The following is a 15,145-nucleotide window of genomic DNA, read 5'->3' on the forward strand; positions in this document are numbered from 1 at the left end:
CCGGAAAGGAGAGAAAAGATGGGAAACCAACATGCAATGGATTTGTTTGAGGAAGAGCAAAAATTTATAAAAGCACAAGTTCTTCATACCATTTTCCACAACGAAGAAAACCTCTATTCCGTTGTCAGTATGAAAATCATTGAAACAAATGAAACGTACGACGAAAAAAAAGTGATGATCAACGGTCACTTTCCCCGTATGCATGAAGATGAAGTATTTACATTGACAGGTCACTTTAAAGACCACCCAAAGTATGGAAAGCAATATTTAGTTGAAACATTTAAAAAAGAATTGCCTCAAACAAAAACCGGTATGGTGCAATATTTAGCGAGTGATTTGTTTAAAGGGATTGGAAAACGGACAGCAGAAAAGATTGTTGATCATCTTGGGGAGCATGCAATTTCTAAAATTATGGACGATCCATCAGCGCTAGAAGGTGTGGTAAACAAGCAGAAAGCGCAAGAAATATATGACACAATCATTGAACATCAAGGTCTGGAAAAGGTCATGAGCTTTTTAAATGGTTATGGTTTTGGGACGAAGCTCTCAATTAAGATTTATCAGCAATATAAAGAAATGACACTTGAGGTAATTCGAAACAATCCATATCAGCTGATTGAGGAAGTTGATGGGATCGGATTTGGAAGAGCTGATGATATAGGACGAGCGCTTGGTATATCAGGGAACCATAACGACCGTGTACGTGCTGGATGTTTTTATACGTTAGAGAATGTTTCGCTGCAAGATGGGCATGTATTTATGGAAAGAGGTCAACTTGTTCAAGAGACGATCTCGCTTTTAAATAAGCAAGAGGGCATTGTGACAGAAGAAGATGTAGTGCAGTGTGTTGAAATGATGCAAGGAGAAGGGAAAGTTATTATCGAAGACGAGCGCATTTATTTGGCTTCTTTGTTTTATTCTGAAAAGGGTGTTGTCAAATCAATTCGTCGTCTCATGAATCAAGAAGAGACGCCTTCATTTCCTGAAGCAGAAGTGTTATTAACGCTAGGGAAAATTGAAGAGCAGCTAAAAGTACAATATGCGCCGCTTCAGCAAGAAGCAATTCAAACTGCACTTCATAAACCGATGATGTTATTAACCGGTGGACCTGGTACAGGGAAGACAACAGTTATTAAAGGGATTGTTGAAATGTACGCTTCCTTGCATGGTTTATCATTAAACCCGAAAGATTATAGTGATGATAATCCGTTTCCGATTTTGTTAACAGCTCCGACGGGCCGTGCTGCAAAACGGATGAGCGAGTCAACCGGTCTACCTGCTTGTACAATCCACCGCTTACTTGGTTGGACGCCAGAAGGTTCGTTCCAGAGAAATGAAACAGACCCTGTGCAAGGGAAGCTCCTTATTATCGATGAGTTTTCAATGGTTGATATTTGGCTTGCAAATCAATTGTTTAAATCATTACCAACAAATATTCAAGTTATTATTGTAGGTGATGAAGATCAATTGCCATCAGTAGGACCTGGACAAGTGTTGAAAGATTTGTTAGATGCGGGTGCGATCCCGACAGTGAAGCTAACAGAAATTTACCGTCAAGCAGAAGGTTCATCCGTTATTCAGCTTGCTCATGCGATAAAAAATGGTACGCTCCCACCAGACTTAGCACAAAATAAAAAAGATCGTTCGTTTATTGGCTGCTCAGGTGCTCAAATTGTTGAAGTCGTAAAGCAAGTATGTGAAAACGCAAAAACGAAAGGATTTAGCGCAAGAGATGTACAAGTATTAGCGCCTATGTATCGCGGGCCAGCGGGGATTAATGTATTAAATGAAGCGCTCCAAGAAGTATTTAATCCCAAAAAAGAAAAGAGTAGGGAAATTGCTTACGGTGATGTTGTATACCGAACGGGGGATAAAGTACTGCAGCTCGTAAATCAACCAGAAAGCCAAGTGTTTAATGGTGACATTGGAGAAATTGTTTCTGTATTTTATGCAAAAGAAAATGTTGAGAAACAAGATATGATTGTTGTTTCATTTGATGGGATTGAAGTAACGTATATAAAACCGGATTTAAATCAAATTACACATGCGTATTGCTGCTCGATTCATAAATCACAGGGAAGTGAATTCCCAATTGTAATTATGCCGATTGTAAAGAGTTATTACCGTATGTTGCGCCGAAATTTAATTTATACAGCTATTACGAGAAGTAAAAAATTTTTAATTATTTGCGGGGAAGAAGCAGCCTTTCAATCTGGTGTAAATCGTCTTGATGATTCCATGCGGCAAACGACATTAGCTAGTCGTTTGCCGGAATTAAAAGGGGAAGTACAAATGGTTACGATTGATGGTCAAGAGATGGATGTGGAAAACATTTCACCGTATGATTTTATGTAGTAAGGTGAGATTATATAGTGAACCTTTCAACGTGTATAACGTTATTTTGAAAGTGTAGAGCCGTTCTAGTATGTATAAATGAATGCAGTTTGGACATAATGGCGAATAGAATCTGGGAGACTGTAAGGAGATGAAAGCCATATGTTCAGTTGTCCAAATTGCAGAGGAAAAGACATTGGGAAAATAGGTGTCAACCAATTTTATTGCTGGAACTGCTATATTGAATTATCGGTTTCAAAGGGGAAAATCCATACGCATCAAGTAGAAGAAGATGGCTCGCTTAGTTCTCTTGATGATTTATTTGATGAGAATGAACGAACCATCGGATAATCAAAAGGGGGATTTACTTTGAACGTACGCAATTCACTAATCGCATTAGGTATCGGAGCTGCGGCATATCAATATGCACGTAAACAAGACGTGTTTTCCAAACGCAATATGAAAAGAGCACGAAAAATGATTAAGTCTTATCTATAATTATTTCTATAAAGTGAAAAACTCCCGTATGCATTAGGGAGTTTTTTCATGTGCTCGTATATAAATAAAATAGTCCGATTTCAGAAAAAAGATAAGAAAGTCCGTAACATCCAATACCGAGAACTCCATAATACCATAACTGTTTTGCACGTTCTTTCCGCGTTGAACGTGTGAAGAGTCCTTTCCAAATACCAAAGCCAATGCAAACCCATTCTAGTATCATGAAAAGTGCTGAAAGAACTAACATGAACCAAACCACTTGATCCCTCCTCACCTAAATGCTTGTCCATATGATGTTAAATATATGTAAGTTTTTTAAAAACAGTATGGTCTGTATGAAATTATTTTAGTCCGGTTATTTTTTTAAAAGTTTTGCACATAACCTTCTCTATTTCTTTTCAAAATAAGAGGGGAGGAGGTTTTTCGTTTGAAGAATCTTAAAATTATTTGGATCTATCGATTGGGATTATTGTTATTAGTGTTTCTATGTTTACTCGTTTTCTTAAAAATCAAGCCATTATGGGCGCCGATTATATTTGTTTTTAAAGTAGCAATTACACCATTTTTTATCGCTTGTTTCATTGCGTATTTACTGCATCCCTTAATTGAAAAATTACATAAAGAAGGAATGCCGCGTACACTTGCTATTTTGCTTATTTATATTCTCTTTTTCGGCGGTCTCGGATACGGGATTTATAAAGGGACACCAGTTGTCATTAGTCAGTTGCAAGAAATTAATAAGCAATTCCCTCAATTTATGAAAATGTATGATTCTTGGCTGGACGGTGTGACGGAACAGACGGATAATTTTCCATCGTTTATTCATGAAAAAGTAAAGCAAATATTTGTCGGCATTGAAATGAAGATACAAGCGCTTTTAAATAAAGTGATGAGTACAGCGCGTGGTGTACTAGATTCATTGCTCATTATTTTCTTAATTCCGTTTATTGTATTTTACATATTAAAAGACTATGGAGAGTTTTATCATATCTTTTGGAAGATGGTTCCGAGTAAATGGCGTAGCACAGGGCAAGTGTTAGCGAAAGAAATTGATAAGTCACTTGGAAGTTATATTCGAGGACAATTATTTGTTTGTTTAGTTTTAGGGGGAGTGTCTGCTCTTTCATTTTGGTTTATTGGTATGAAATATCCTTTACTACTTGGGATTATTGTTGGGGTTACTGATATTATTCCTTACTTTGGTCCAATTTTAGGAGCGATTCCGACATTGATGATTGCGGCAACGGTATCCACGAACCTTTTCATTAAAGCGAGTATTGCACTTGCTATTTTGCAATTTGTTGAAAGTAACATTCTCTCTCCGTATATTGTTGGGAAATCGTTACGTATGCATCCTGTTATTATTATGCTGGCTCTGTTGATTGGAGGAGAAGTAGGCGGAATCGTAGGTCTTTTAATAGCGGTTCCTATTTTAGCGGTAGTTCGTACAGTCATTGTTCATATAAAGCCACTATGGAAACATTGACAAATGGAAACGGATTCGCTACAATTTTGGCATATAGTATATGATTTTAAATTGATGACGGAACGAGTATGTCACAGCCCATTTCTAGAGAGAAACTTCCATCGGCTGAAAGAAGTTTTAAATGAAGGGTGACAGAACGCTAATCCTGAGAGCAGCTAATCACTGTCGTCTTGCCACGTTACGGCGCCATGAGGTGATGAACCGAGATTGTAAAGATCGGTTCATAATTAGGGTGGTATCGCGAGTTAACTCTCGTCCCTTTTATAGGGACGGGAGTTTTTTGATTTTATGGAATTTCTTAAAGGAGGAAATATAGATGAAACAATTAACAGGCGCGCAAATTCGTCAAATGTTTTTAGACTTTTTCGAGGAAAAAGGGCATGCAATTGAACCAAGTGCATCATTAGTGCCGCATGAGGATCCATCTCTTTTATGGATCAACAGTGGTGTAGCAACATTAAAGAAATACTTTGATGGTCGTGTAATCCCGCAAAACCCACGTATTACAAATGCGCAAAAATCAATTCGTACAAACGATATTGAGAACGTTGGGAAAACAGCTCGTCACCATACATTCTTTGAAATGTTAGGGAATTTCTCAATTGGTGACTACTTTAAAGAAGAAGCGATCACATGGGCTTGGGAATTTTTAACGAGCGACAAATGGATTGGATTCGATAAAGAATTACTATCTGTTACAATTCATCCGGAAGATGATGAAGCATTTACAATTTGGAATGAGAAAATGGGTGTTCCAAAAGAACGAATCATTCGTTTAGAAGAAAACTTCTGGGATATTGGTGAAGGACCAAGTGGGCCAAATACAGAAATTTTCTATGACCGTGGTGAAGCTTATGGCAATGATTTTAGCGATCCAGAATTATATCCAGGCGGAGAAAACGAGCGTTATTTAGAAGTATGGAACCTTGTATTCTCTCAATTTAACCATAATCCAGATGGCTCATATACACCACTTCCAAAGAAAAACATCGATACAGGGATGGGTCTAGAGCGTATGACATCCATCGTTCAAGATGTACCTACAAACTTCGATACAGACTTATTCATGCCAATGATTGGTGCAACAGAATCAATCTCTGGTGAGAAGTATCGTGATGGTGATGTAGAAAAAGATATGGCGTTTAAAGTAATTGCTGACCATATTCGTACAGTAACATTCGCTGTAGGTGATGGTGCTCTTCCTTCTAACGAAGGCCGCGGTTATGTATTACGTCGTTTATTACGCCGTGCTGTACGTTATGCGAAGAAATTAAACATTAACCGTCCATTCATGTTTGAATTAGTACCGGTTGTTGGCGAAGTAATGAAAGACTTCTATCCAGAAGTTCTTGAAAAGAAAGACTTCATTGCAAAAGTTGTGAAAAATGAAGAAGAGCGTTTCCATGAAACTCTTCATGATGGTGAAGCAATTTTAGCAGAAGTAATTGCAAAAGCGAAAGAAGAAAAAACAACTGTTATTTCTGGAGTAGATGCGTTCCGTCTATATGACACATACGGTTTCCCAATTGAATTAACAGAAGAATATGCAGAGGAAGCTGGTATGACAGTTGATCATACAGGTTTTGAAGCGGAGATGGAAAAACAACGTGAACGTGCACGTGCTGCTCGTCAAGACGTTGATTCTATGCAAGTTCAAGGCGGCGTACTTGGGGAAATTAAAGTAGCGAGTGAATTCGTTGGTTATGGTACAGTTGCGACAGAAAGTAATGTTGTTGCACTTGTGAAAAATGGCGAGTATACAGATAGCTTACAAGCGGGCGAAGAAGGGCAATTAATGCTTGATGTAACACCATTCTATGCTGAGAGCGGTGGACAAATTGCAGACCGTGGTTACCTTCTTGCTGATGGTGTAAAAGTCCTTGTAAAAGACGTACAAAAAGCGCCGAATGGTCAAAACTTACACAAAGTTGTTGTTGAAGAAGGTACTTTAACGAAAGAAGCGGCTGTAAAAGCTGTTATCGATATGAAAAACCGTAGCAGCGTTGTGAAAAACCATACAGCGACTCACTTACTTCATCAAGCATTAAAAGATGTACTTGGAACACATGTTAACCAAGCTGGTTCTCTTGTAACATCAGAACGTTTACGCTTTGACTTTTCTCACTTCGGTCAAGTACAAGCTGACGAATTAGAAAAAATTGAGCGTATTGTAAACGAGAAAATTTGGGAAAGTATTGATGTTGAGATTTCTCAAAAAGCAATTGAAGAAGCAAAAGAAATGGGTGCAATGGCATTATTCGGTGAAAAATACGGAGATGTTGTACGCGTTGTCCAAGTAGGCGATTACAGCTTAGAACTTTGTGGTGGTTGTCACGTTGATAACACAGCATCTATCGGTATTTTCAAAATCGTTGCTGAGTCTGGTATCGGAGCAGGAACGCGCCGCATTGAGGCAGTGACAGGTAAATCTGCATACGAATTAATGAACGATCAAGTAGGGTTATTAAAAGAAGCTGCAGGTAAAATGAAAACAAATCCAAAAGATATTTTAACAAGAGTAGATGGTCTGTTTGCTGAAGTGAAACAACTTCAAAAAGAGAATGAATCTCTTGCTGCGAAATTAAGCAATATTGAAGCTGGAAACTTAACAGATTCAGTTGTTACAGTGGACGGAGTAAATGTATTAGCAACAAAAGTAAATGTTGCGGATATGAATAACTTACGTACAATGATGGATGATCTGAAAAATAAATTAGAGTCAGCAATTGTTGTATTGGCAGCTGTAAATGAAGATAAAGTGAATATCCTAGCAGGTGTAACGAAAGATTTAATCAGCCAAGGTTACCATGCTGGTAAACTTGTGAAAGAAGTTGCTTCTCGTTGCGGTGGTGGCGGTGGTGGCCGTCCTGACATGGCTCAAGCAGGCGGTAAAAACCCAGCACAAGTGGATGAAGCTTTAGCATTTGTAGAAGAGTACGTTAAATCTGTTTCAAAATAAAGAGAGAGTAGTGTACAATAGTAGGGAGAGGAGAAATTCTTCTCCCTATACTTACTACTTATAAGTGAGGTGCTTAAAATGGACGGTTTTGATAAAACAATGAAGTTTAACTTTCAAGATGAAAAACAGAGTGTCCATGTAAATGATGTACTTTTAACTGTGTATGATGCACTTCAAGAAAAAGGATATAATCCGATTAACCAAATTGTCGGTTATTTATTAAGTGGAGACCCAGCATACATACCTCGTCATAAAGATGCACGAAACATTATTCGTAAGCTAGAACGTGATGAAATAATTGAAGAGCTTGTGAAGTCTTATTTGAAACAACATCGTGAGGAGTAGTTTATGCGGATATTAGGTTTAGATGTTGGTACAAAAACAGTTGGCGTGGCGATTAGCGATGAAATGGGCTGGACAGCACAAGGTTTAGAAACGATTAAAATCAATGAAGAACGAGAAATTTTCGGTTTTGATCGCATTTCTGAGTTAGTAAAACAGTACAATGTGGACAAGATAATAGTAGGATTGCCAAAGAACATGAATGGTACAATCGGACCACGTGGTGAGGCTTGTCAGCAATTTGCACAAAGCCTACGTGAACTGTTACAATTAGAAGTCATGATGTGGGACGAGCGTCTGTCAACAATGGCGGCGGAACGTCTTCTTATTTCGGCTGATGTAAGTCGAAAGAAGCGGAAGCAAGTTATCGATAAGATGGCGGCAGTCGTGATTTTACAAGGATATTTAGATAGTAAATAAGAGGTGACTAAAATGGAAGAAAATCAAATTACAATTGTAGACGAAAAAGGAAACGAACATTTATGTGAAATTATTTTCACTTTTGATGCTGAAAAATTTGGCAAAAAATCTTATGTAGTCTTCTCTCCAATCGGTGAAGTTGACGAAGATGGCGATCAAATTTATGATGCGATGGCTTTCGAACAAAACGAAGAAGAATCAGGTGGAACATTACTTCCAATCGAATCTGAAGAAGAGTGGGAAATGGTACAAGAAATGTTTAACACACTTGCTGAAGAAGAAGAGGGCGAAGAGTAATTTAGGTGAAAAAGATGGGCTGTACATACAGTCCATCTTTTTTGTATTCTTGTGCAAAATGACAGATTTTTTGTCGAAACTACATAATTATTTATAGTATAATGAGACGGATTGTATTAAATAAAAAACTATCTGCAAATGAATGAGTTTTGCTTTAGGTTTGTAGGGCATTGTATAGAGGAAGTACATATGGTCTACAATGGAATAAGGAGGAAAGATTTTGATAGAGAATCAAGTAAAGAAGAAGCGTAGGCGTGGTTTTCTAATTGCGATTATTGCGCTACTCGTAGTCTGCGGGTCAGTCTATGTGTATATTTCATCAGCGTTAGGACCGGTTGATAGCGGAAATAAAAAAGAGGTTGAAGTAGAGATTCCAAAAGGTTCATCTACAAGTAAAATTGGAGAGATTTTGGAAGAAAAAGGCGCGATTAAAAACGGTACAATATTTAGCTTTTATGCAAAAGTAAAATCTAAAAATTTACAAGCTGGTACATATTTATTGAACTCCTCAATGAATGTAGAAGAAGTAATGGAACAAATGTCATCAGGTAATGTACATCGCCCAGTTGCTTATAAATTGACGATTAAAGAAGGTGCACAAGTTGTTGAAATTGCCGATATCATTGCAAAAGAACTGAAATGGAATAAAGATGATGTTGTGCGTCAATTAAACGATAAGGCATTTATTCAAAAGATGCAGCAAAAGTATCCGGTACTATTAACGAACAAAATTTTTGATGTTAATATTAAATATCCGTTAGAAGGTTATTTATATCCAGCGACGTATTCTTTCTATAAAAAAGATACGACTTTAGAAGAAATTGTAACGCAGATGCTTGAAAAAACGAATGCATTAATTGTTCAAAATGAGGCGAAAATGAAAGAGAAGAAGTGGGACGTTCATCAGCTTTTAACATTGTCTTCACTCATTGAAGAAGAAGCTACTGGTTTTACAGACCGTCAAAAAATTTCTAGCGTCTTTTACAATCGTTTAGCGAAAGGAATGCCGCTTCAAACAGATCCGACAGTATTATATGCACTTGGAAAGCATAAAGACCGCGTGTTATATGAGGATTTAAAAGTAAATTCGCCTTACAATACGTATGTTGTAAAGGGATTACCTGTTGGACCAATTGCGAACTCTGGTAAACATTCTGTACAAGCAGCATTAGAACCTGCACAAACAGATTATTACTATTTCTTAGCAGCACCAAGCGGTGAAGTGTATTATGCGAAAACGTTAGAAGAACATAATGCATTGAAACAAAAATATATTACGCAAAAGAAATGAAAATAGGAGGGAGAGCGAAAAGGGTCGCATATCCCTCTTTTTTATGGTAAAATATATCGGGTTAAAAACTGGCAGAAGAATCGTTTTTAATATCAAAACGGGACGTACAAGCTAAGGGTGAAGCTGGCTTGTATTTTTATTGCATTCTATGTGTGAAAAGACAAAGGCTGACACGTCATAGAGGCACTTCTCCATGTAAATAAGGAGGACCATTTATGGAGGATGCAGTTAACGAGTACCTATTATCATTTATTGATCCAAAAGATGAACTGATTCTTGAAATGGAACAGTATGCAAGTGAACATCATGTGCCGATTATGGATCGTCTTGGAATGGAGTTTATGTTGCAATTTTTACGCTTAATTGGACCGACAAGCATATTAGAGCTTGGAACAGCAATTGGTTATTCGAGTATTCGTATGATGCAAGCTATTCCAAATTCGCGAATTGTGACAGTAGAACGCAATAGCGATCGATATGAAAAAGCACTTGAATATATAGAGCGTTCTCCTGTAAAAGAACGTATTTCCGTTATTTATGGTGATGCACTAGAAACAGGTGAACAAGTGAAAGAACATGGAACATTTGATGTTATTTTTATTGATGCCGCAAAAGGACAATATCGTCGCTTTTTTGACTTATATGAACCGTTATTAAATCCGGGTGGTGTCATTATTTCAGATAATGTTATGTATCACGGACTTGTAACGACGAAAGAGAAAATCGAAAATAGACGTACGCGTGGTTTGATTCGTCGTATTAAGACGTACAATGAATGGCTTATGAACCATGAAGGATATGATACAACCATTTTCCCAATTGGTGATGGAGTAGCCGTGAGTAAAAAGAGAGGGTGACAAAGGTATGAAAAAACCTGAATTGTTAGTAACGCCAAGAGCGGTGGCGGATATTGAACCTCTTGCAAAAGCAGGGGCAAGTGCCGTAATGATCGGTGAACAAAAATTTGGTTTACGTTTAGCAGGGGAATTCTCACGTGATGATGTAAAACAAGCTGTGAGTATTGCGCATGAAAATAGTATGAAAGTATATGTAGCGATGAACGCTATGTTCCATAACGACAAAGTAGAGGAACTAAAAGACTACGTTGCATTCCTGCAAGAAGTAGATGTAGATGCGGTTGTCTTTGGAGATCCAGCAGTATTAATGACTGTACGTGAAGTAGCACCAAATATGCAAATGCACTGGAATACAGAAACAACAGCAACAAACTGGTTCACATGTAACTATTGGGGCCGTAAAGGTGCAAAACGTGCCGTACTTGCACGTGAATTAAGTTTAGATGAAATTGTTGAATTAAAAGAAAACGCTGAAGTTGAAGTGGAAGTACAAATTCATGGTATGACATGCATGTTCCAATCAAAACGTTCATTAGTAGGGAACTACTTCGAGTACCAAGATCGTAATCTGGAAATTGAAAAGAAAAAGCATGAAGAGAATATGTTCTTACATGATCCAGAGCGTAATAACAAATATCCAATTTATGAGGATGAAAATGGTACTCATATTATGAGTCCGAATGATATTTGTTTCATTGATGAGTTAGATGAACTGATCGATGCTGAAATTGATAGCTTGAAAATTGACGGTGTGTTAAAAAGCTCTGCGTACATTATCGAAGTAACAAAGAAATATCGTAAAGCTATTGATTTATGTGTAGAAGATCGCGATGCGTATTATGACGTGAAAGACGATTTATATAAAGAGATAGAAGAAATACAACCAGTAAATCGTCCGTTAGATACAGGATTTTTCTTTAAAGAAACGGTTTACTAAACGAGGAGGGTGTAGGATATGACTGTACAAGAAATTTCACGAGTAATCGATGGAAAACGTGTTATTGTGAAAAAACCTGAACTGTTAATCCCTGCAGGTAATTTAGAGAAATTAAAAGTAGCTATTCATTACGGTGCAGATGCTGTATATTTAGGTGGACAAGAATTCGGTCTTCGTTCAAATGCAGGGAACTTTACGCTAGAAGAAATGGCAGAAGGCGTAGAATTTGCAAAGAAATACGGTGCGAAAATATATGTAACAACAAATATCTTTGCACATAATGAAAACATGGATGGATTAGAAGATTATTTAAGAGGGATTGAAAAAGCTGGTGTAACAGGTATTATTGTTGCAGACCCTCTTATTATTGAGACGTGTAAACGTGTAGCACCTTCTGTTGAAGTACATTTAAGTACACAGCAGTCTCTATCCAATTGGAAAGCAGCGCAGTATTGGAAAGAAGAAGGCTTGCATCGTCTTGTATTAGCACGCGAAGTCGGCTATGAAGAAATGAAGGAAATTAAGGAAAACGTTGATATTGAAATCGAAGCGTTCGTCCATGGGGCAATGTGTATTGCATACTCTGGAAGATGTACATTAAGTAACCATATGACAGCACGTGACTCGAACCGTGGTGGTTGTTGCCAGTCTTGTCGCTGGGATTATGACTTAGTTCAAACAGTATCACAACATAAAGAAGCAGAAGAACTTCCTTTATTCCAAGAAGGCGATGAACATTTTGCAATGAGTCCAAAAGACTTAAATCTGATTCTTTCGATTCCGAAAATGATCGAAATTGGAATTGACAGCTTGAAGATTGAAGGGCGCATGAAATCTATCCATTACGTAGCGACAGTAGCAACTGTGTACCGCAAAGTAATTGATGCGTACTGCGCGGATCCTGATAACTTTGAGTTTAAACAAGAATGGTTAGACGAGCTTGATAAATGCGCAAATCGTGATACAGCTCCTGCATTCTTTGAAGGCGTTCCAGGATATAAAGAGCAAATGTTCGGGAACCATAGTAAGAAAACAACGTATGATTTTGCTGGTTTAGTGTTAGATTATAATGAAGAAACAGGCATTGTTACGTTAGAGCAGCGTAATTACTTTAAACCAGGACATGAAGTTGAATTCTTTGGGCCAGAAATAGAAAACTTTACACAAACGGTGGAGAAAATTTGGGATGAGGATGGAAACGAATTAGATGCAGCGAGACATCCGTTGCAAATCGTGAAATTCAAAGTGGATCAACCAGTGTATGTGAATAATATGATGCGAAAAAGCATACATCAATAAGAAAGAGTGGTAGTCGAATGGGGACGAATAAGCCGGTTGTAATTGGAATTGCTGGTGGTTCAGGATCAGGTAAAACAAGTGTAACAAAAGCGATTTTTGATCAATTTCAAGGTCATTCCATTTTAATTTTGGAGCAAGATTATTATTATAAAGATCAAAGCCATTTGCCAATGGAAGAGCGTTTAAAAACAAATTATGACCATCCATTAGCGTTTGATAATGACTTATTAATTGAGCACTTACATCAGTTGCTTGCATATAAGCCGGTTGAGAAACCCGTATATGATTATACATTGCATACACGCTCAGAAGAAATTATTCCAGTAGAACCGAAAGATGTAGTGATTTTAGAAGGGATTCTCATCTTAGAAGATCCGCGTCTTTGCGATTTAATGGATATTAAAGTGTTTGTTGATACAGATGCTGACCTTCGTATTTTACGTCGTATGCAACGTGATATAAAAGAGCGCGGTCGTACAATGGATTCCGTTATTGAGCAATATGTAAATGTTGTACGTCCAATGCATAATCAATTTATTGAGCCTTCTAAGAAATTTGCGGATATTATTATCCCAGAAGGTGGACAAAACCACGTTGCAATTGATATTATGGTTACAAAAATTGCAACAATTCTTGAAGAAAAAGTGAATTTGTAATAGCATAGTAAAAGATATACGATAGGAAGGGATTTTTTCCCTTCTTATCGAATACAATGAAACATGCAACCTCACCTAATGCTAGGTGGGGGCATATTTATATGAGATTTCCATACATATCTTCTTTATATAAAGAGGCATTGGAAAAAATATGGGGTTGTGTGTGACAACTCCACTGGTGTGTGATTACGCTAGAAACCTCCGCTATTTAATACAGCGGAGGAGTTTTCATATTGAACTCCTCTTTTTTTCGGGGGATTGGTATATAAAAGGAGTGGAAAACATGGCAACAGAAAAAACATACCCTATGACACTTGAGGGAAAACAAAAGCTAGAGAATGAAGTTGAGCAATTAAAAACAGTAAGACGTAAAGAAGTAGTAGAGCGTATTAAAATCGCGCGTAGCTTCGGTGATCTTTCTGAGAACTCAGAGTACGATGCAGCGAAAGATGAGCAAGCATTCGTAGAAGGTCGTATTACACAACTTGAAAATATGATTCGTAACGCAGTTATCATTGAAGATAATGGTGAAGAATCTACAGTTGTAACATTAGGTAAAACAGTAACATTTAAAGAATTACCAGATGGAGACGAAGAAGCTTACACAATCGTTGGTAGCGCAGAAGCAGATCCATTTGAAGGAAGGATTTCTAACGATTCTCCAATCGCAAAAAGCTTACTAGGTAAGCAAATTGGTGAAAAAGTAGCAATCCAAACACCAGGCGGAGAAATGCAAGTAGAGATTATCTCTGTAAAATAATAAAAAAGGTTCACTCCTATGAGTGGGCCTTTTTTATTTTTTCTCTTTTATTATCCCAATGCTCTCAAGATTCTGAGTGAAAAGTTCTATATAATTGTTCATGATAATCAGGTTTGAGCGATAAAATAGAAAGAGATTCTTGAGGGGATTTTCACTTTATTCGACATAATATGACAATATAAGAGCTTTAATTCTGATATTATTAGTGAGGAATTTTTATACTTTATGTTTGAAGTGTGAAGAGAGTTTAAGAGGGATAAGGAAGAGGGACAGTTCATGAAAAAGAAATTATTTGCAGCACTCACTTGTGGCGTTATGATGACAGGATTAGCGGCATGTGGATCTAGTGAGAAAACAAGTGCATCAAACGAATCGAAGCAAGAAGAAAGAAAGGACGATATATCTTCGTCTTCCAAAAACGAAACGAATACAAAAGAAAAGCAAGAATTAAATAAGGATAAAAAGAGAGAGAAGTTTGAAGACTTTGATCCAGAGTACCAATTAGCCATTGTCATGAGACTTTTTAATGATGTAACTGTTAAATATGATAATGCAATTGGAAACCCAGAATATATGTTACAAGAGTCGATGGATCAGAAAGCAATAGATGACATGAAGAAGTTATTGCAAGAACAGGCAAAAAATAATGACAAACTTTTAAAAGATGAAGTAAATCAAGCTGTTACTTTCCTAAAAGGATCTAAGTTAAAGAAGGATGAAACTCAAAAATTAATCAATGCAGAAAATAACTATTTAAAGATAACAGAAAAGTTGATAGCGTGTTTAGATTCTGTAACAGTTGAGAATGCAAAGGAAAAAAGAAATGAAATGAATTCTCTAAAACAAGAATATGTGAAAAGTGCAGAGCAAGTAAGGACTACCGCAGTTGAAGTTGCTCAAAATTCCGGTTTAAATGTGGAAACTTATAAATCAGTTTTCGAAAAATATGCAAAGCAACCCGACAGCCAATAAAAAATAATTACACCATATAGGACTGGATAACATTTCA

General features: G+C 37.2%; 16 protein-coding genes and 1 other annotated feature. Of the genes, 15 read left to right on the top strand and 1 reads right to left on the bottom strand.

All coding sequences use genetic code 11. The annotated features are described in order from the left end of the window. Nucleotides 1-18: 18 nt before the first annotated feature. The 3 genes from recD2 (at nt 19) to HRG09_RS00755 (ending at nt 2,832) form a co-directional block, all read left to right on the top strand. Nucleotides 19-2,355, top strand: coding sequence for an SF1B family DNA helicase RecD2 (gene recD2, locus HRG09_RS00745; protein ID WP_174098899.1), 2,337 nt, complete (start codon nt 19-21; stop codon nt 2,353-2,355). A gap of 141 nt (nt 2,356-2,496) precedes the next feature. Beyond that, nucleotides 2,497-2,685: a hypothetical protein gene (locus HRG09_RS00750; RefSeq protein WP_174098900.1), complete on the top strand. Its 189-nt coding sequence runs from the start codon at nt 2,497-2,499 to the stop codon at nt 2,683-2,685. An 18-nt stretch (nt 2,686-2,703) separates the two neighbouring features. Then, nucleotides 2,704-2,832 (top strand): YrzQ family protein, encoded by a 129-nt coding sequence (locus HRG09_RS00755; protein WP_001102898.1) that lies wholly within the window; start codon nt 2,704-2,706, stop codon nt 2,830-2,832. Nucleotides 2,833-2,878: 46 nt separating this feature from the next. Here the strand turns inward: HRG09_RS00755 and HRG09_RS00760 are convergent, their stop codons facing one another. Beyond that, entirely contained in the window at nt 2,879-3,091 is a 213-nt protein-coding gene (locus tag HRG09_RS00760) for a hypothetical protein (RefSeq protein WP_174098901.1), read from the bottom strand. A gap of 168 nt (nt 3,092-3,259) precedes the next feature. On the opposite strand from HRG09_RS00760, the gene HRG09_RS00765 reads away from it, so the two are divergent. From HRG09_RS00765 to HRG09_RS00820, 12 genes are all read left to right on the top strand, one after another. After that, nucleotides 3,260-4,318 carry an AI-2E family transporter gene (locus HRG09_RS00765; protein ID WP_174098902.1) on the top strand — a complete coding sequence of 353 codons (1,059 nt, stop codon included), beginning with the start codon at nt 3,260-3,262 and terminating at the stop codon, nt 4,316-4,318. Nucleotides 4,319-4,363: 45 nt separating this feature from the next. Next, nucleotides 4,364-4,581: a binding site (T-box leader), on the top strand. Nucleotides 4,582-4,634: 53 nt separating this feature from the next. Then, the gene (alaS, locus tag HRG09_RS00770; protein ID WP_174098903.1) at nt 4,635-7,277 is read left to right on the top strand and encodes an alanine--tRNA ligase; all 2,643 of its coding nucleotides are present in this window, start codon (nt 4,635-4,637) and stop codon (nt 7,275-7,277) included. Between the two features lie 78 nt (nt 7,278-7,355). Further along, a complete protein-coding gene (locus HRG09_RS00775; protein WP_174098904.1) occupies nt 7,356-7,622 on the top strand; it encodes an IreB family regulatory phosphoprotein in 267 nt (88 codons plus the stop codon). Between the two features lie 3 nt (nt 7,623-7,625). Continuing rightward, nucleotides 7,626-8,039 carry a Holliday junction resolvase RuvX gene (ruvX, locus tag HRG09_RS00780; RefSeq protein WP_174098905.1) on the top strand — a complete coding sequence of 138 codons (414 nt, stop codon included), beginning with the start codon at nt 7,626-7,628 and terminating at the stop codon, nt 8,037-8,039. 12 nt (nt 8,040-8,051) lie between these two features. Next, nucleotides 8,052-8,336: a DUF1292 domain-containing protein gene (locus tag HRG09_RS00785; RefSeq protein ID WP_174098906.1), complete on the top strand. Its 285-nt coding sequence runs from the start codon at nt 8,052-8,054 to the stop codon at nt 8,334-8,336. Nucleotides 8,337-8,556: 220 nt separating this feature from the next. Then, on the top strand, nt 8,557-9,627 hold the full coding sequence (gene mltG, locus HRG09_RS00790) for an endolytic transglycosylase MltG (protein ID WP_174098907.1): 1,071 nt from the start codon (nt 8,557-8,559) through the stop codon (nt 9,625-9,627). A gap of 215 nt (nt 9,628-9,842) precedes the next feature. Next, the gene (locus HRG09_RS00795; RefSeq protein ID WP_174098908.1) at nt 9,843-10,484 is read left to right on the top strand and encodes an O-methyltransferase; all 642 of its coding nucleotides are present in this window, start codon (nt 9,843-9,845) and stop codon (nt 10,482-10,484) included. Between the two features lie 7 nt (nt 10,485-10,491). Continuing rightward, complete coding sequence (locus tag HRG09_RS00800; RefSeq protein ID WP_174098909.1) at nt 10,492-11,421, top strand: peptidase U32 family protein; 930 nt, start codon at nt 10,492-10,494, stop codon at nt 11,419-11,421. Nucleotides 11,422-11,439: 18 nt separating this feature from the next. Continuing rightward, on the top strand, nt 11,440-12,720 hold the full coding sequence (locus tag HRG09_RS00805) for a peptidase U32 family protein (protein WP_174098910.1): 1,281 nt from the start codon (nt 11,440-11,442) through the stop codon (nt 12,718-12,720). Between the two features lie 17 nt (nt 12,721-12,737). Further along, nucleotides 12,738-13,376 carry a uridine kinase gene (gene udk, locus HRG09_RS00810; protein WP_098490236.1) on the top strand — a complete coding sequence of 213 codons (639 nt, stop codon included), beginning with the start codon at nt 12,738-12,740 and terminating at the stop codon, nt 13,374-13,376. 283 nt (nt 13,377-13,659) lie between these two features. After that, entirely contained in the window at nt 13,660-14,136 is a 477-nt protein-coding gene (greA, locus tag HRG09_RS00815; RefSeq protein ID WP_174098911.1) for a transcription elongation factor GreA, read from the top strand. A gap of 276 nt (nt 14,137-14,412) precedes the next feature. Next, nucleotides 14,413-15,108 carry a hypothetical protein gene (locus HRG09_RS00820; protein WP_174098912.1) on the top strand — a complete coding sequence of 232 codons (696 nt, stop codon included), beginning with the start codon at nt 14,413-14,415 and terminating at the stop codon, nt 15,106-15,108. Nucleotides 15,109-15,145: the final 37 nt, after the last annotated feature.

Source organism: Bacillus sp. Xin1 (assembly GCF_013314535.1).
In the GTDB taxonomy this organism is placed as follows: domain Bacteria; phylum Bacillota; class Bacilli; order Bacillales; family Bacillaceae_G; genus Bacillus_A.

Coding starts and splice junctions, on each gene's coding strand:
- HRG09_RS00805 (WP_174098910.1), top strand. CDS start 11,440: ATGACTGTACAAGAAATTTCACGAGTAATCGATGGAAAACGTGTTATT.
- HRG09_RS00795 (WP_174098908.1), top strand. CDS start 9,843: ATGGAGGATGCAGTTAACGAGTACCTATTATCATTTATTGATCCAAAA.
- ruvX (WP_174098905.1), top strand. CDS start 7,626: ATGCGGATATTAGGTTTAGATGTTGGTACAAAAACAGTTGGCGTGGCG.
- HRG09_RS00800 (WP_174098909.1), top strand. CDS start 10,492: ATGAAAAAACCTGAATTGTTAGTAACGCCAAGAGCGGTGGCGGATATT.
- recD2 (WP_174098899.1), top strand. CDS start 19: ATGGGAAACCAACATGCAATGGATTTGTTTGAGGAAGAGCAAAAATTT.
- alaS (WP_174098903.1), top strand. CDS start 4,635: ATGAAACAATTAACAGGCGCGCAAATTCGTCAAATGTTTTTAGACTTT.
- HRG09_RS00750 (WP_174098900.1), top strand. CDS start 2,497: ATGTTCAGTTGTCCAAATTGCAGAGGAAAAGACATTGGGAAAATAGGT.
- udk (WP_098490236.1), top strand. CDS start 12,738: ATGGGGACGAATAAGCCGGTTGTAATTGGAATTGCTGGTGGTTCAGGA.
- HRG09_RS00775 (WP_174098904.1), top strand. CDS start 7,356: ATGGACGGTTTTGATAAAACAATGAAGTTTAACTTTCAAGATGAAAAA.
- HRG09_RS00820 (WP_174098912.1), top strand. CDS start 14,413: ATGAAAAAGAAATTATTTGCAGCACTCACTTGTGGCGTTATGATGACA.
- greA (WP_174098911.1), top strand. CDS start 13,660: ATGGCAACAGAAAAAACATACCCTATGACACTTGAGGGAAAACAAAAG.
- HRG09_RS00785 (WP_174098906.1), top strand. CDS start 8,052: ATGGAAGAAAATCAAATTACAATTGTAGACGAAAAAGGAAACGAACAT.